Source organism: Candidatus Parakkermansia intestinigallinarum, assembly GCF_944389695.1.
Lineage (GTDB): Bacteria > Verrucomicrobiota > Verrucomicrobiia > Verrucomicrobiales > Akkermansiaceae > Akkermansia > Akkermansia intestinigallinarum.
Genome location: NZ_CALXNG010000001.1, coordinates 112671 through 129812 on the forward strand (window position 1 = coordinate 112671; position 17142 = coordinate 129812).

Annotated in this window: 9 protein-coding genes; 3 read left to right on the forward strand and 6 right to left on the reverse strand. The window is 64.8% G+C overall.

Features of this window, described 5'->3' with window-relative positions; all coding sequences use genetic code 11:
* Window positions 1-125: 125 nt before the first annotated feature.
* The 4 genes from pstA to AC6UAL_RS00425 all read right to left on the reverse strand — a co-directional run bounded on the left by pstA (window position 126) and on the right by AC6UAL_RS00425 (window position 4774).
* On the reverse strand, window positions 126-1025 hold the full coding sequence (gene pstA / locus AC6UAL_RS00410) for a phosphate ABC transporter permease PstA (protein WP_500681371.1): 900 nt from the start codon (window positions 1023-1025) through the stop codon (window positions 126-128).
* A gap of 112 nt (window positions 1026-1137) precedes the next feature.
* Window positions 1138-2058, reverse strand: coding sequence for a phosphate ABC transporter permease subunit PstC (gene pstC / locus AC6UAL_RS00415; RefSeq protein WP_500681372.1), 921 nt, complete (start codon window positions 2056-2058; stop codon window positions 1138-1140).
* A 331-nt stretch (window positions 2059-2389) separates the two neighbouring features.
* Entirely contained in the window at window positions 2390-3376 is a 987-nt protein-coding gene (pstS, locus tag AC6UAL_RS00420; RefSeq protein ID WP_500681373.1) for a phosphate ABC transporter substrate-binding protein PstS, read from the reverse strand.
* A gap of 90 nt (window positions 3377-3466) precedes the next feature.
* Window positions 3467-4774: a porin gene (locus AC6UAL_RS00425; protein WP_500681374.1), complete on the reverse strand. Its 1308-nt coding sequence runs from the start codon at window positions 4772-4774 to the stop codon at window positions 3467-3469.
* Between the two features lie 297 nt (window positions 4775-5071).
* On the opposite strand from AC6UAL_RS00425, the gene AC6UAL_RS00430 reads away from it, so the two are divergent.
* The 3 genes from AC6UAL_RS00430 to AC6UAL_RS00440 all read left to right on the forward strand — a co-directional run bounded on the left by AC6UAL_RS00430 (window position 5072) and on the right by AC6UAL_RS00440 (window position 13265).
* Window positions 5072-7981, forward strand: a complete 2910-nt coding sequence (locus tag AC6UAL_RS00430) for an autotransporter domain-containing protein (protein WP_500681375.1) — start codon at window positions 5072-5074, stop codon at window positions 7979-7981.
* Between the two features lie 246 nt (window positions 7982-8227).
* Window positions 8228-10324, forward strand: a complete 2097-nt coding sequence (locus AC6UAL_RS00435) for a 4Fe-4S dicluster domain-containing protein (protein WP_500681376.1) — start codon at window positions 8228-8230, stop codon at window positions 10322-10324.
* Between the two features lie 238 nt (window positions 10325-10562).
* Window positions 10563-13265: a DEAD/DEAH box helicase gene (locus AC6UAL_RS00440; RefSeq protein ID WP_500681377.1), complete on the forward strand. Its 2703-nt coding sequence runs from the start codon at window positions 10563-10565 to the stop codon at window positions 13263-13265.
* A gap of 132 nt (window positions 13266-13397) precedes the next feature.
* On the opposite strand, the gene AC6UAL_RS00445 is transcribed toward AC6UAL_RS00440, so the two are convergent.
* Both AC6UAL_RS00445 and AC6UAL_RS00450 read right to left on the reverse strand, forming a co-directional pair.
* Complete coding sequence (locus AC6UAL_RS00445) at window positions 13398-13829, reverse strand: hypothetical protein (RefSeq protein ID WP_500681378.1); 432 nt, start codon at window positions 13827-13829, stop codon at window positions 13398-13400.
* Between the two features lie 167 nt (window positions 13830-13996).
* The gene (locus AC6UAL_RS00450) at window positions 13997-17140 is read right to left on the reverse strand and encodes an efflux RND transporter permease subunit (RefSeq protein WP_500681379.1); all 3144 of its coding nucleotides are present in this window, start codon (window positions 17138-17140) and stop codon (window positions 13997-13999) included.
* Window positions 17141-17142: the final 2 nt, after the last annotated feature.

A 17142-nucleotide genomic window follows, 5' to 3' on the forward strand; every position in this document is an offset into this window, starting at 1 on the left:
GCGAAGCGCGGTGTTGTGAAGCGCGGTGTTGTGAAGTGCGGGTGTTGTGAAGTGCGGGTGTTGTGAAGTGCGGGTGTTGTGAAGTGCCGGTGGGTGGGCTGAGGGGCTCGGGATGGGGGGGCTCGTCAGCGGTTTTTGGGGTCGCGGAAGAGGCAGCGGGTGCCGATGTTGAGGGCGAGGATGATGAGGGTGATGATGAGGGCGGCGCCCCAGCCGGCGGCGTTCATTTGCTCAAAGGGGGAGTTCATGGTGTACTCGTTGATGAGCACGGGCATGTTGGCGGTGGGGCGGCTGAAGAAGCTCGTCGGCCAGGAGTCCGCAAACATGGCGGTGAAGAGCAGGGGGGCCGTTTCTCCGCTGACGCGGGCCAGCGAGAGGAGTACGCCGGTGATCATGCCGTTGCGGGCGGCGCGTGCGACGATGCTCAGGGTGGCGCGGCTGCGCGACATGCCCAGCGCCAGCGCCGACTCGCGCAGGGTGTCGGGCACCATGGCCAGCATGTCTTCGGTCGTTCGCATGATGACCGGAAACATGATGACGGCCAGCGCCACCGAGCCCGCAAAGCCCGAGTTGTGCCCGCTCGGTATGACGATGAGCACGTAGATGAAGAGGCCGACGATGATGGACGGAACCCCCATCATGACGTTGGCGCAGAAGCGCAGGGCGGCGGCGAAGCGGGAGTTTTTGCCGAATTCGGCAAGGTAGATGCCCGCCGCGATGCCCGGGGGCACGGCGATGAGGGTGGCCAGCCCGGCGATGAGGACGGTGCCGAGCAGGGCGTTGGCGATACCGGCGTTGAGTTCACCGTAGGGTTTGCTCGGCTCGGTGAGGAAGCTCAGGCTGATGACGCCGATGCCTTGCTCGAGGACGGTTTGCAGAATCCAGCCCATGCCGCCGACGGCGATGATGATGGAGAAGAAGGAGAAGAGGCCGAGCAGGCTGTTTTGCGCCTTGCGCCAGAGCAGCGGGCGCGGAGCGGCGGCGATGCTGCCGGGAGGCGTGCAGGTGTGGTGGGGGTGTGGCATGGCGGGGAGGTCTGTGTGGGGAAGGGGAATAAGAGGAGGGGAATAAGAGGGGAGGGGAAAAGGCGTGTGAGGCAACATGGGGCGCGATGCCCGAAGGCCGATAGGGGGGCTGTCAGCTTTCGCCTCGGTTTTTACGGGTGAGGTGCAGGTAGTATTGCGAGAGTATCTGGATGCCGAAGCTCATGAGCAGCAGGATGAGGCCGAGGGCGAAGAGGGCGCTGCGCTGCATGCCGTCCGCTTCGGCGAAGTTGCAGGCGAGGGTGGCGGCGATGGTGGTGCCGCTGCTCAGCAGGCCGTCGGGCATTTCCATGATGTTGCCGATGACGAAGAGCACGGCCATGGTCTCGCCCAGCGCGCGGCCCATGCCGATGAAGATGCCGCCGAGCAGGCCGCGAATGCCGTAGCGCATGACGACGTCGCGCGTGGCTTCCCAGCGGGTGCAGCCGATGCCGTAGGCCGACTCGCGCAGCATGGGCGGCGTCATGCGGAAGACGTCGCGCATGACCGCGCTCATGTAGGGCAGAATCATCAGGGCGAGTATCAGCCCGGCCGTCAGGAAGGACATGCCGTAGCAGGTCTCGCCGAGCAGCAGGCGGAAGAAGTCGATGTCGAGCAGCCTGTGCTCGTCGATGAGGCGCAGCAGGACTTTGTCCACCAGCGGGACGAGAACGTAGAGCCCCCACATGCCGTAGATGACGGACGGAATGGCGGCCAGCAGGTCGAGGCATTGGCTGAGGATGCGGCTGATCCACGCGGGGGCCTCCGTCACGAAGAGGGCGGAGACGAAGGCGAGCGGGATGGCGATGAGCAGGGCGATGCCCGTGGTGAGCAGGGTGCCGACGATGTTGGCGAGGGCGCCGTAGGTATCCGTTGCCGGATCCCATGCGTCTGAGGTGATGAAGGAGAGGCCGAACTTGCTCCAGGCATCCGACGAGTGGATGCCCAGCTGCAGGAAGATGCCGACGGTCAGCAGGGCGATGAGGGCAGCGCAGCTGAGGCAGACGGTGCGGAAGAGTTTGTCGGTGTGTTGCATCGTGGTGACGTGCGGTGGGTGGACGGGTGTGGGTGATGGTGCGCGCAGGGAGCGCGGGGCGGGGTCCGATGCGGCAAAATGCGGAGGCGGGGAGGCGGGGAGGCGAAGCGGCAGGGAGCGGCGAAGCGGCGGAGTTCGGGAGTGCCGGGAGTTCGGTGTGCGCCGGGTGCCGCGTGCGGGTGGTGCCGGGAGGGCGGGGAAGGCGCTCGGGGCGTGGCGGGTTCGGGGGAGTGCCGGGTCGCGGGGAAAAGGCGCTTTTCCCGGTCGGGCGGCACGTCTGCCGGCAGTTTTGCCTGTGCTGCTGCCGGCAGCGTGCCGCGAGGGGCGGGGCTCACATGCGCTCTTCGATGAGCTTGACGACGCTCATGGGCAGCGGCACGTAGTTGAGTTTGACGGCCTCCGGCGCTCCGGCGGTGTAGCACCAGCGCAGGTAGTTCAGAATGGCTTGGCGGCGCTCGGCGGGCGTGTCATTGCGGATGATGACGTAGGTCACGCCCGTGATCGGCCAAGAGTTTTTGCCGGGCACGTTCGTGAGCTCCATGTAGAAGCCCGGAGCGTTGCTCCAGTCGGCTCCGGCGGCTGCGGCCGAGAAGCTCTCGAGGCTGGGTTTCACGTATTCGCCTTCGGCGTTTTCAAGGCTGGCACAGGTGAGCTTCGCCTCAACGGCGTAGGTGTATTCGGTGTAGCCGATAGCGCCTCGGATGCGGGCGACGTTGTTGCAGACGCCGGGGTTTTTCTGCCCGCCGATGCCGGTCGGCCAGTTCACCGCCGAGCCCTGCCCCACCTTCTGCTTCCAGTCCGCTGAGATTTTGCTCAGGTAGTTGGTGAAGATGAAGGAGGTGCCGCTGGAGTCCGCGCGATGCACGACGGTGATTTTCTGCTTGGGCAGGCGCAGACCGGGGTTGAGGGCGACGATGGCCTCGTCGTTCCAGTAGCTGATATCGCCCAGGAAGATGCGGGAGAGCACCTCGCGGCTCAGTTTGAGTTGGCCGTCGGCGATGCCCGGCAGGTTGACGATGACGACGACGCCGCCCGTGAGCATCGGGTACTGCGTCAGCCCGTCGCGCTTCTGCTCATCGAGGGTGAGCGGGTTGTCCGAGCCGGCGTAGTCGATGGTGCCTGCTTTGATTTGGTTGAGCCCGGCGCCCGAGCCGAGGCTCTGGTAGTTGACGCTGGTGCCGGGGTGGTTGCGGCTGTAATTGAAGGTCCATTTCTGGTACACCGGGGCGGGGAAGGAAGCTCCGGCGCCGTTGATGGCGGTGTCGGCCTGAGTGAGTGAGCCTGCGGCCAGCAGGGCAATGATGAGTTTTTTAATCATGGTTGTTGGGATGGGAATGTGTTTGAAATACACGGAGTTTGTGTTGGTCGGTGCTCGGCGGCCTGTGTGCACGGGCCGCCGGGCCGATGATCAGAAGTTCACGCGGAAGGCGGTGGTGAAGCTCCAGCCGGTGAAGCCCTTGTCGCCGCGCGCGTCGGTGCCGTGCGAGTTGAGGTATTCAGCACCGCACATGACTTTCATGGCGTGCGGGTTGCTCGGGCAGACGTAGTAGTTGACGCCGAGGTAGAAGCCGTGCAGCAGGTCGCAGGTCTGCGAGAAAGCCGAATTGGTCGCGTAGTAGCGTTTGTCGCTCTCGATGCCGTTGCTGCCGGCGGCGAGCTGGTAGCGCACAACGGCCTCAAAGTGGTCGCTGAGGCGGTAGCTCGGCATGACGGTGAGGCCGTAAACGTTTTCAGCACCGGCGTTGCGACCGTCTGCGCCGAGAACGTTAAAGCCTGCCATGGCTTCAGTCATCAGGCGCAGATCGCCCTGCTTCGCCTCCCAGGTGAGTGCGAGTACGTCGCGTGCTCCCGGGCCTGCGTAGCCAATGGTCTCACGCCCCTCGCGCACGAAGCTGTGCATGTAGTCGAGGTAGAGGCGGTTGTTGTCGTTGAGCGCGTAGTTGAGCGAGAGGCCGAGCATGGCGTTGTCTGCTGCCGTGAAGGCGGGTTCGGCCCAAGTGCCGTCGTGGTAGCCGTTGAGCCAGAGGCCGGCTTCCCAGCCGAGGCGCGCTTTGGAGTCCGCGTTTTTCACGGAGAGACCCCAAGTTTTTTCAGCGGTGAGCTGGTTGACGAGGGCGGAGCGCTCGATGGTGATGATTTTCGAGCTCGAGGTGCGGTATTCGCCGATGAAGGCGGGCTTGTGTTTGCCGAGGGTGACGGTGACGGGATCGAACTTGCCCTGTATGAAGAGCTCATCGAGCACGCCCTCGGTGCGGCTGCTGCTCCAGTCGCCGGTGGTGGCGTCGAAGGTCTCGCGGCCGTCGAGCCCGCCGATGTTAAAGTTGGCAAAGAGGGTGAAGCGGTTGAATACCTTGGCTTCCGCGCCGATGCGGAAGCGGCGCCATTCGTTGTTCCAAGCGCGATCGCGCCCGTAGGCTGCACCCTGCAGGCGATCCGTGCCGCCGGCGGGATCGAGGGCGGAGACTTGCCACTGGGCGCGGAACTTGAGTTTGAACTCTTGGATGTAGGGGTTCTCGGCCTTGTCGCGCTCGGCGTCGAAGAGAGTGAGCGCGTTGGCGGCCCAGCTGCCGAGGCTGAATCCGGCATCGGCGGCGTCGGCGGCAGCGGCTTGCTGCGGCACGGCGGCGCTGTCGGCGTTGGCGGCTTTCGGAGCGGCTTGGCTGAGGGAGGCGGCCCCGACCATCAGGGCCACGGTCACGAGTGTGCTTTTCGTCATGGTGTTGTTTGGTTGATGAAGTCCGTCGGGCGGAGCGTTGCTCCCGGCCCGGCTGACGCATTCAGTAAAGCCTAAAAGATGACGCTGTGCAAGTTTTTGACGGTGAACAGTGCGCCACAGGCTATGTGGCGGTTATGATACAAGGCGCAGGGCTTTCCCTTGCCGAGGATCACTGACGCTGAAATTTAAAAAATATTTTAGTCTTGACGTTAAGCGTGCGACAAGCTAAATAATAGGAAGAGCGTCGCATACCGTGGCTCGATGCTTAGAAACAAACCAAATGAAACGAACTGCAATATGAAAAAAACAATGACGATATTGGCGGCGTTGGCTCTCGGCGCCGTTGCCGGAACGCAAGTGACTTTGGCGGCAGATCCTAGATACGATGCCCTCCTACCGGCCGAGAATGGCATCGAGTATGTGGCGCAGGGCGCCACCGTGACCTACGAGGGCAAGGAGGGCATTTTGACTGTTGAGCAAAATGCCGGTGCAAGCACGAGCGATCGCACGGCCATTGTGAAAGATGGGCTCGGCACGCTCTATGTCAAGCCCGCATCAGCAGATGATAAGGAAATTTCGTTTAATCACAGCCTCGTGGTTCGCGAAGGCACCATGGTGATGCAGGGTGTCACGATGACAAACGAGACGGGGCTGGAAAGTCCGAACCTGACGGTGGGCGGCAATCAGGCACATCTGGTTCTGGATGGCGCTATCTACACGAAACCGTCCGGTGTCGTTTCCGCCATTATTGTCGGCGGCCGTGACGGAGACGGTACGCTGACCTTGCGCAATGGATCCGAGATGTGGAACTGCCAGGCTATCTTGGCCGGATATCCCTCCTTTGACGTTTTATCGGATTCCAGCCCGACCAATGCGCACGTGGCCGGCACATATAAGACCGGTGATAAAAATGACGGCCTGTATCGCGATAAGAGTTTCTTTTCCGCGGATTATACGTATTCGGGCGGTGATCCCAGTGCCTTTTACATGAGCAAGGCGGTGATCAATGTGCTGGATGGGTCGACGCTGGCCGCGGGTACTTTTATTCAAACGCAGAATGCCGAGTTCAACATCGAGGGCGAAGGCAGTCTGCTCCGAGATGCCCATTATGCCGTCAGTGCTGCTATGGACAATAATCTGGGTGAGTCCCACGGTTCGGATTCCGGCAAGTATCAGCCCAAGACTGTGGTGAATATCCGCAACGGCGGCAAATTCTGGCTTCAGGATCTGGTGACGCTCAGTTACTTTAACGGAGGATCAACGGAAATTCTCGTTTCCGGGGAGGGATCGGTTTTGCAATGGGATTCGTATGCTTATAACTGTTCGGCAGAAGATGCGGCCCACCGTTCGGAGTCTCTGATTACCGTGGAGGAAGGAGGGGCGGCCAATGTGGCGCAAATGTTTATGGGAAGGCTTGGTACGGGGGAAAGAACGACGGTGGTGCGCGTGGCGGATAGCCTCAGTACGTACGATGGCGACGTTCTTGCAATCTATGCGGATGCGCTGTTCGAGAACAGAGGCAAGACCGACATCGCTCAATATTTTTGTGTGGATGCAACCGGCGCTTTCGTTAACGCAGAAGGCGCAAGCCTCATTTTGGGCGAGGCTGCGCCTACTTTCGCACAGCCGCATACAATCGCGGCCGGTGCCTATCTGGTCAATGACGGGCAGATGAGCACCGGTTCTGTTTGCTCGGTGGCCGGAACCTTGGCCGGCAGCGGACGAATGGGAAGTGTGCAGACGGTGGCCGGCAGTACCGTTTACGCAGGCGGTACCGCGCTGTATGATGATGAGAGGACGGTTGTTGTGGGGATTCAGCCCTCGGCCGGGTCGCCTCATTTTGACGAATTGACGCTGGGCTCGGACACCACGTTGGTGTTTTATGTCGACGGCGATGTCGCGGCGACGGAACAGAACGCCGGTGCCGGCACCTACTCGAATATCGTCGTTGATAACGGCGGTTTGACGGCGGGTGAGGGCATCATCAGCGCTGATCTGGTGCTGGGGTCCGGCGCGTTCAAGCGAGCGATGGCTCGCGCGGATAAGGCGATACCGCTTCAGCTTGTCACCGAACAGGCAGAGGCGGCCGATGCCGCAGCGACGGATTGCACGCTCGAGCTGAATATGACCTATCAGGTCAGCGGCGAGCATGCGGAGTTGTTCTCGGTGGATGAGAACGGTACCCTGCGCCTCGTTCTAGCGCCGGATGCGGTGGCTGCCGCTACGGTGCACGGAGCGTCTGATCTTCTCAATACGCTTTGGGCGAGCACGGGAATGGTGCAGGATTTCGCCCGCAAGGCGGTGATGACGCAGGCTTCGTCTCGCCTGTGCTTCCCGCAGGAGCAATTGCGCGATTACCACGGGAGGGGGAAGGGCGTCAGCCTCTGGGGATCCGGTCTGGGCTATTTCTCGAACATGGGCGGTGCCCAGGGCTTCGATTTCAACAGCGGAGGTTATGCCGTGGGCTGTGATGCGGAGTTGTTGCGAGATTCGGATCGGAATGTGCGCGCGGGATTGGCCTTCGGGCAGGGCTTCGGCACCTTCAAGTCCGATGCCGGCTCGACGGTTGACCAGGATGCGCTGATGTTTGCGCTCTACGGCGGTGCTGATTGCCGGCTGAGCGATGATATGTGGCTCTACATCGGGGGGTATGTGGCCTACGGACGCGTGGACAATGAAGCGCGCACGCGTTTCATTGATGGCTCGCCCGGTGCTGCGGACTGGGATGACGATGTCTGGAGTTTCGGTTTGCAGGCTGAGTTGAATTACAAGGTGTCGGATTATTTCATGGTGACGCCTTTCACGGGTTTGGATTACGTGTATGGTTCCCATGGCTCACTGACGGAGGATTTCGGCGACGGGCTGAACCGCCGTTACAGTCGCGGGGCGATGCAGGTCTGGCGCGTGCCGGTGGGTGTGCGCTTCTCGACGACGATGGCTCTGTGGAATAATGCCGTCGTTATCCCGGAGTTGTCGGTGGCGTACGTCGGTGATATCAGCCGCAGCAATCCGCATGCAACGGTGGATGTGGCGGGCGCGAAGGCTCGGGTGCACGGCAGCAATCCCGGCCGCAGTGCGCTGATGTTGCAGGCGGGCGCGACCTTCATTCTGGACGAGCATTGGAGCACCGGTGCGGCGTATCACCTCGAGGCTCGCTCGGGGCAGACGGCTCAGGGCTTGAATGCTTATGTGCGTTACAGCTTCTGAGGCGGCGTCTCGGCCTGAGCTCAGAGTTTGTCCGGGCGGCGGGGGAGTTTCCCCCGCCGCTTTGTGTCGCTCGCTGTGCCGCTCGCTGTGCCGCTCGCTGTGCCGGGTGGCGGCGCTGCCGGCGTGGTGGGGATGGGTGGGGAGGGTTTGCATCGCGAGGAGGTGATGCGGGGGAAGGTTGATGGAGGGAGGCTGGCACGCGGGAGGCTTGCGCCGAGCGCTTTGTTCGGGTACAATGAGGCCACGATGTCGCTTCACCTTACTCGCCGCGATTTTCTCAAGGGTTTGGGGGCGCTGGCTGCGCTGGCACTGCCGGCTTGCCGCCGGGCACAGGAGTTTGCCGTGGCGCCGGAGAGTTGCCCGGAGTGGATGCGGGCGGGGGAGGCGTCTTGTTTCGCCTCGTCGATTCCATGGGCGACGGGGGCTCTGCCGCTGCTGGCGGTTTGCCACGAGGGGCGCCCTACGGCGCTTCAGGCGCTGCCGCAGGCGCCGGGGATGCGCGGGTTGCCGGCTTGGGCTCAGGCGTCGTTGCTGGATTTGTATGACGGGGGGCGTACGGCGCAGCCGAGTTTTAACGGCAAGCCTTTTCCGATGCGCGGGTTGCGCGGGGCGATGCGCGGTTGGGCGGCGGCGCTGCGCGAGGAGGCGCGGGTGGCTTTTCTGTTGCCGCAGGGCTGGTCGCCGTTGCGCGAGGCGCAGGTGGCGGCGCTGCGGGCTCTGCCCTGTGCGGCGGCGGCAAGACGCTATTTTTTCAGTTGGGATCCGGCGGGGGCAGCGCGCGCGGTGTCTTTTCCGGAGCTGGAGCGCCTGACGGAGGCGGCTTTCGGGCCGGCTTGTCGCTGGGATGTGGGGCGCCCGCAGGGGGAGGAGGCTCTCGCGGAGCTGACGGCTTTGCTGCGGGATGATGCGCTGGATTTGCTCATGATTTTGACGCCGGGGGATCCGGCGGCTTTTTCGCCGTCTTTTGCGCGTGCGCTCGGGCAGTGCTCGGCGGAGACGCTGCGTTTGTGTTTGTTGCCGGATGAGAGTGCGCGCTTGTGCGGCTATGTGGTGCCGCAGACGCATTTTCTGGAGGAGTGGGGGGCGGATGCGGATGCGCGGGGGCATCTCTGCTTGCGCCAGCCGGTGACGCTGCCGCTGCGTCCGGCTTTCTCGGAGGCCGAGGTGTTGGAGGCGCTGCTGCGCGACGGTGAGCTGCCCGATGAGGGGCGCGAGGGGGTGTCGCCCGTGCATGCGCGGCTGGCAGAGTTGGTGCCGGGCTTCGATGAGGGGCTGCGCCGGGGGGTGTTGCCCGGGGCAGCGCCGCTGCCTGTGCGTCTGGCGCCGGCTCCGGCGGGTTCTCCGTATCTGCATCCCTTTTTTGCGGATGGGCGCTTCAGGCATAATGTGTGGTTGCGCGAGGCGGAGGATGCGCTTAGCGGGGTGAGGGGGGAGCCGGTGGTCTGGCTGCCGTGCGCGGCGCATTCGGCGGGGCTGGCGGCGGAGGAGGCGAGCCGTCCGCGCGCGTGGCGCTCGGGGGACTGCGTGCTGCCGGTTTGCACGCATCCGGGGCTCGAGGTTGCGCTGCTGCCGCTCTTGCCGGGGCTGGGTGCGTGGGCAGAGGGTGAGTTGCTGGAGGGTGATGAGGCGGATGTGTTGCCGCGCCGTGCGCTGCACCCGATGCCTGAGGCGGGAGAGCTGGTGATGGAGGCGAATCCTCCGGTGCGGGGTGCGTCGCCGCAGTGGGGAATGTGCATTGATGTGTCGGCATGCATCGGCTGTCAGGCTTGCACGCTGGCCTGTCGCGCGGAGAATAATGTGCCGACGGTGGGGGCGGAGGAGTTGCGCCGCGGCCGCGATTTGCAGTGGTTGCGCGTGGATGCGTATCTGGATGCCCAAGGGAGGCGGGCGATGTTTGTGCCGCTGGCTTGCCGCCAGTGTGAGCAGGCACCCTGCGAGTCGGTCTGCCCGGTCAATGCGACGGTGCATACGGAGTCGGGGCTCAGTGCGATGGTGTACCCGCGCTGCTGGGGGACGCGCTATTGCTCGGCGGCCTGCCCTTACGAGGCGCGGCGTTTCAATTTTCATGATTACGCCCGCGCGTCGCGCCGCCTACAGAATCGCCCCGATAATCCTGAGGTTTCGGTGCGCCCGCGCGGGGTGATGGAGAAGTGCAGTTACTGTGTGCAGCGCATCAATGCGGCTCAGCTCGAGGGGGAGATGCCGCAGACGGCTTGCCAGCAGGTTTGCCCCGCAGGTGCCATTCGCCTGCTCGATTTGGTGCGCGAGCCGGTGGAGCGTTCGCTGCGCTTTTTTGATGTGGCAGAGACGCGTCCGCGCACGCGCTACGTGCGTTCGGATTGAGGGCTCCGGCGCGGGGTGTCGCGGGCGGTGCGACGCAGCTCGGGCGGGCGTTATGGTGGTTGCGTCGCGGGTGTCTGCCTCGGGCGGGCATCATGGGCGGTGCGTTGCGGGCGGCGACGCGGCTCAGGCGGGCATCATGGGCGGTGCGTTATGGGCGGCGCTGCTCGGCGGTGCGGCTCGGGTGTTGCGGCGCGGCTTTGAGCTTGCTAGACGGTGGTTGCGGGGCTAGAATGGGGTGGTGCAGCTTTCGCTCAGTCTTACGCAGGAGGGTCGCCCGCAGCTGGTGCCGGCGAGGGCTTTGCCGCGTCTGGAGCGGGCGTTTGCGCTGTCGCCGGGGGCGGGGATGCTCGATTTGCTGCGCTTCGGTTTGCCGGCGGGGGCTTCGCCGGGTTTGGCGTGGCTGTATGAGCGGACGCGCGAGGCGATGATGCGTTATTTGGCGGCGCTGCGGCGCGGGGCGTCGGAGGAGGCCGCGGCGGGGCTGACGGTGCCGTCGCCGACGGAGGCGGTGCGTTTGCTCGAGGCGATGCCGCCGCTCTACGGCGCGACGCTGGGGGCGGAGGGGCTGCGGGCTTGGTTTGCTTCGCTGGTGCCGGCGCTGCACGAGCTTTGCCGCCGCGAGTGTTGCACTCCCGAGCAGTGGCTGGGGCGCCTCGGCGAGGGTTGGCAGCAGTTGGGGATGCTGTGTTTTCATTTGGCGGAGAAGACGGGGGATGATGCGCCGGAGCTGCCTTTTGCGTTTTTGGCGACGTTTATTCACAAGGTCGGGGCGGACGGCAAGCCGCGCCACGCGCCTCTGGGCTTGGCGGCGCAGCTTTGCGCGGGTGATCGCGAGGCGCTGCTGGCGCTGCTGCGCCCGCTGCGCCGACTGGCCGAGAGCCATGCGTTTATGCGCGAGCTGATTGATTCGCAGGCGGTGTATCGCCCCTGCGCTTGGACGGCTCGGCAGGCATGCGCGTTTCTGGATGCGGTGCCGCTGGCGGAGGAGGCGGGCATTGAGGTGCGGATGGTGAATCTCTGGAAGTCGCGGCCGCCTAAGGCTCAGCTGGTGGTGCAGTTTGATCTGCCGCCGGAGGCTGAGGAGGGGGCGAAGGCGGGGCCGGGCGGTGCGGGCAAGCCGGACGGCTCGCCGTCTCTCAATGTGCACGCGCTGCTGCGTTTTGTGCCGCAGGTGGCGCTGGGGGATCGCTATTTGACGGAGGAGGAGCTGCGAGAGCTGCTGGCGCTCGGCGACGGTTTGGTGCGCTTTCGCGGCGAGTGGGTGCGGCTTGATCGCGAGCGCCTGAGGGCTTTGCTGGAGAATTGGCGCTCGGCGGAGCGCATGGCGGCGGGCGGTATTCCTCTGCTGGCGGGGCTGCGCTATTTGCTGGGCAAGCGGCGCGAGGCTTTGCCGAATCTGCCGCCGCTTGAGGACGGGGCGCGCGCGGCGGCGGGGGCGCGTCTGGCGCTGGCGCTTTCTCAGTTGCAATTCGGCCGCGAGGAGCCGATGCTGCCCGAGCCGCTCCGAGCGATGCTGCGCCCGTATCAGCTCGAAGGGGTGCGCTTTTTGCTCAATGTGACGGAGCCCGGCTTCGGGGCTTGTCTGGCGGATGATATGGGGCTGGGCAAGACGCTTCAGGTGATTGCCTGGCTGCTGCATTTGCAGGCGGCGGGGCATCTGCGGCGCGGGGCGGCGCTGGTGGTGACGCCGGCGAGTTTGCTGCGCAATTGGCAGGATGAGTTGGCGCGTTTCGCGCCGGATCTCCGGGTGCTGACGTTGCATTCCTACGCGCTCAGCCGCGCCGACGGAGATTTGCTGCGTGCGTCGCCGATGAGTTTGCTGCGCCGCTGTGAGGTGGCGCTGACGACTTACGGGATGGTGTCGCGCCATGAGTTGCCGGCGGCGGCTGAGTTGCCGGCGCTGGTGCTCGATGAGGCGCAGGCGATCAAGAATGCGGATTCGGCGCGCACGCGCGCCGTGCTGCGCCTGCGCTCGCCGCGCCGCGTGGCGCTGACGGGGACGCCGGTCGAGAATAATCTGAGTGAGTTGCGCAGTCTCTTCGAGTTTCTCAATCCCGGGTTGCTGGGCAGCGAGCGCGAGTTTCTCGCGATGCTGCGCTCGATGGGGACGGATTATACGGCGCTGCGCCGCTTGGTGCGGCCTTTTATGCTGCGGCGTCTGAAGAGTGATCCGGCGCTGCTGCCGGAGCTGCCGCCCAAGACGGAGCAGCCGGCCTATTGCTTCCTGAGCCCCGAGCAGACGGCTCTCTACGCGCGAGAGGTGGAGCGTTTGCAGGTGTTGATTCAGGAGCCCGATGCGGCGACGCGTTTGAGCTTGGTGTTGCCGGTGCTCGGGCGGCTCAAGCAGATTTGCAATCACCCCGCTCAGTATTTGGGCGAGCCTTTTTACGACCCGGCGCGCAGCGGCAAGATGCAGCGGCTCGGGCAGCTGGCGGAGCAGGTGGCGGCTTCGGGGGCCTGCTGTTTGGTGTTTACGCAGTATCGCACGATGATGGAGCCCTTGCACGATTTTTTGGCGGGCGTTTTCGGGGCGCCGGGGCTCTGCCTGCACGGCGGTACGCCGATCGCGGAGCGTCAGCAGCTGGTGGAGCGCTTCCAGCATCCGGGCGGGCCCCGCTTTTTCGTGCTCTCGCTCAAGGCGGCCGGCACGGGGCTGACGCTGACGCGGGCGAGCCACGTGATTCATTTCGATCGCTGGTGGAATCCGGCGGTGGAGAATCAGGCCAGCGACCGCGCGTATCGCATCGGGCAGACGCAGCCGGTGACGATTCATCCGCTGATTTGTCTGGGGACGATTGAGGCGAATATTCACCGCATGCTGGCGCGCAAGTCGGCGATGGCGGATGCGCTGCTGGCGGGCGGCCTCGAGAAGTTGCTGCTGCATCTCAGCCCGGCGGAGCTGCTGGAGCTGGTGCGCCTGCCGGCGGGCGAGGGGGCTTAGGCTGCGCGCGGCACGCTGCCGCTCGTGCGGGGGCGACTGTTGTTGTCCTCGCGCGGTCGGCTGTTGTTGTTCTCTCGCGGTCGGCTGTTGTTCTCACTCTGTCGGCCGAGGCTCTGCCGGCCGGGGTTCTGTTCAGTGGGGGCGGGGTATTCGGGGCGGCGCTGCCGGGGCTGCGTGGGGGGTGACGAGGGGGGCGATGTGCGGGGAGGGGTAGGGGGTCTGTTGCTGCCGGGTATGCTGCTGTAGTTCTCTTTTCTCCAGCTCGTCGTGCCGCTGCCGGGCGCAGAGGATGAGTACGGTGTAGAGGATGATCAGGCAGATGAGCAGCATCCAGAACGAGACTTTCTCTTCGTGGGTGCGCGGGAAGAAGCGCCGCATCAGCGGCGGTTTGATGATGCGGTAGAGGACGAGCAGCACGAAGATGAGGCTGCCCGCCATCTCGGCGACCTCGAGGCGCCAACTGACGAGGAGGGCGACGGCTCCGGCGCTGAAGATGCCGATGCAGGCGCGGTTGTAGTAGGCGCCGATGAGTTCGTCTTCGTTGTCGCGAGGGGGGCGTTTCATGCGGGTGAGCATAGCGGATGAGCGCGGCTCGGGCAAGTCAAAACCCGACCGCTGCCGTTGCAGCGGTCGGGTGGCGGGGTGCGGCGGGGCTTTGTGCGGCGGAGCCTGCGCGGGGGTGCGAGGCCCTCCGTCGTTCAGCCTTTGCTCATCCTTAGGTCAGCCTTTGTTCAGCTGTCGCGGCGTTCGGCCGGGCTGATCCAGCGTGCAAAGATTTTGGCCGTGGCGGGCATGACCAGCAGGTTGAGCACCGTGGCGCTCAACAGACCGCCGAACTGGACGATGGCCAGCGGAGCCAGCAGTTCGCCGCCCGGTTGGTCGCGAGCCCAGACGAGGGGCAGCAGGCCGAGGATGGTCGTCAGCGAGGTCATGATGATGGGGATGACGCGCTCGGTCGAGCCCGCGCGAATCGCCTCTTCGGGGCTCAGGCCGCGGGCCTCAAGGCTGCGGTAGCGGTTGAGCAGGATGAGCCCGGAGCGAATGGCAAAGCCGATGACCGTCACGAATCCCACCAGAGAACTCACCGAGAGGATGGGAGGCACGTAGCCGCCCTCGGCTATCGAGCGCAGCGTGTCGCCCGAGGTGAGGAAGATGGCGGCGATGCCGCCCACGAGGCAGAGCGGGATGTTGATGAGCGTGATGAGAGCGCGGCGCACGCTGCCCAGCGAGGTGGCCAGCAGCAGCACGATGAGCACGCAGACAACCGCCCCGAGTGCGTAGAGGCGGTTGCCGGCCTGTTCGCGGCTCTTGATGGTGCCGGCGTAGTCGACGGTGCAGCCCATTTCGTTCATGACGGGGTCGAGCTTCTCGCGGCAGGCGTCGGCGAGGTCGCCGAGGTTGGAGTCCAGCGAGGGGTTGCAGGAAATCATGGCCTTGAGCATCGAGTTGTCGCGCAGAATGAGGTTGGTGACTTCGGTGCGGTAGATTTGGGCAACGTCGTCGAGGCGCATGGTGCGCCCGCCGGGAGCGACGAGTTGCAGGTTGCGGACGTCGTCGATGCCGGTGCGCAGCTCGGGGTCGAGGCGCAGCATGATGTTCCAGTGGTCGAGGTTGCGGATGACTTCGCCCATTTTGAGGCCGTTGAGGGCGGCGGAGACCTGCTCGGCGGCTTCGGCGACGGTGAGGCCGCAGGCGGCGAGCGCTTCGCGGTTGTAGTCGATGCAGACGGTGTCGACCATCACTTCGCGGTTGGCGCGCGCGTCGGCGACTTCGGGCATGCTGCTGAGAATCTCGGCGGCTTTTTTGGCGGCGGCGCGGATCTGGGGCAGCTCTTGGCCGTAGATGTTGATGGCGATTTCGGAGTTCGAGCCCGAGAGGGCGTTGCTGATGCGGTGCGCGAGCGGGAAGCCGATCATGCCGCTGGTGCCGGGAATGCCGTGCAGGATGGCGCTGATTTGCTCGCGGATGCGGCGCTGGTTTTTGCTCAGGTCGACGCGCACCAGCAGCTCGGAGGCGCTGACGGGTTCGGCGTGCTCGTCGTTTTCGGCGCGTCCCGTGCGCTGGGCAACGCTCTTGACGCCGTCGATCTTGCCGATTTCCTTCATCACCTGCTGCGAGATGCGCTCGGTTTCAGCCAGCGAGGTGCCGGGTACGGTGTTGACAAAGACGGTGTAGCAGTCTTCATTGAAGGGCGGCAGGAAGCTCGTGCCGAAGGTTGAGCCGAGCCAGACGGCGCCCGCCGTGATGGCCAGCAGACTGCCGAAGACGCTCTTGGGGAAGCGCAGGCAGAAGTTGAGCACGGGGGTGTAGAGACGCTTGATGAGTCGCGCCGAGGCCGAGTCGCCCGAGGTGTCGCCCCGCTTGGCGGGCTTGAACCACATCATGCAGAGGACGGGGACGAGGGTGATGGCGACGAGCAGAGAGGCGGCCAGAGCGAGCATGTAGGAGATGCCCAGCGGGCGGTAAAACTGCCCCTCCAGCCCGCTCAGGAAGAGCAGCGGCGCAAAGACCAGCAGGATGATGAGCGAGGAGAAGCTGATGGAGCTGACGATTTCGCCGCGCGCATCCATGAGGACGCGGAAGCGCGAGCGGCGTTTTTCCGGCGGCAGGGCCGCGTTGCGGCTCAGGCTGCGCCAGGCGTTCTCGACGAAGATGATGGCGTTGTCCACGACGTCGCCGACGGCCACGGCCAGACCGCCGAGCGTCATGATGTTGACGGCCAGCCCGCAGAGCGGGAAGCAGGCCATGCCCAGCAGCACGGAGAGCGGCATGGTGATGAGCGTGATGATGGCCGTGCGCAGGTTGAGCAGGGTGAGCAGGATGACGATCATCACGACGATGCCGGCGATGCAGAGTGTCTCTTTGCCGTTTTCAAGCGACAGGTCGATGAAGTCGGCCTGTCGGTAGGCGTCGGTGTGCAGCTTCATGTTGGCCGGCAGCTGGCTCTGCTCAAACTCTTTCACGGCGGCGTCGACGAGCTCGGTGAGCTCCTTGGTGTTGGCGCCGGGAACTTTTTGCACCGAGAGGATGACGGCGGGGCGACCTTGGAAGCCGGCGTTGCCGCGGCGCGGAGCTCCGTCGATTTTCACCTCGGCGACGTCTTCAAGGCGCAGCACGCCGCTGGGGTGGCCGGGCACGAGGGTGCGCATGAGCTGCTCGGGGGTGGCGGTGCGAGAGGCCTGTTGCACGGGCAGTTCCTGTCCGGCGACGTCCTCCAGATAGCCCGCCGGGATGCTGCTTTGCGAGGCTTCGATGGTGGCTTTGAGGTCGGTGAGGGTGATGCCGGCCTGCCGCATCTTTTCCGGGTCGTAGAGCACCTGATACTCGGGCATGCGGCCGCCCAGCACGGTGACTTGGCCGACGCCGGGGATGGAGAGCAGGCGGTTGCGGAGGTTGAACTCGGCGATGCGGCGCATGTCGAGCAGGTCGGCGCTCTCATCGCCGGTGATGGCGATGAGCATGATTTCTCCGGTGACCGAGACGATGGGCGCCAGCTCGCATTCCGCTTCCTGCGGCAGCGAAGATCGCACGGCGGCTAGGCGCTCGGAGACGATTTGACGCGCGAGATAAATGTCCGTATCCCAGTCAAAGTCGACCCAGACGAAGGAGAGCCCGGCGCCGGACGAGGAGCTGACGCGCTCGACGCCGGCCGAGCCGCGCATGGCCGAGACGAGGGGTATGGTGACGTATTGTTCGACTTCCTCAGCGCTCAGGCCGCCCGCTTCGGTCTGGATGGTGACGCGGGGGACTTTGAGCTCGGGGAAAACGTCGACGGGGAGCTGCGCGACGACAAAGAAGCTCAGCACGCTGAGCGCCGCCGTGATGATGAGCACGGTGATGCGGTTGCGCAGGCAGAAACTCAGTAGGGCGTTCATAG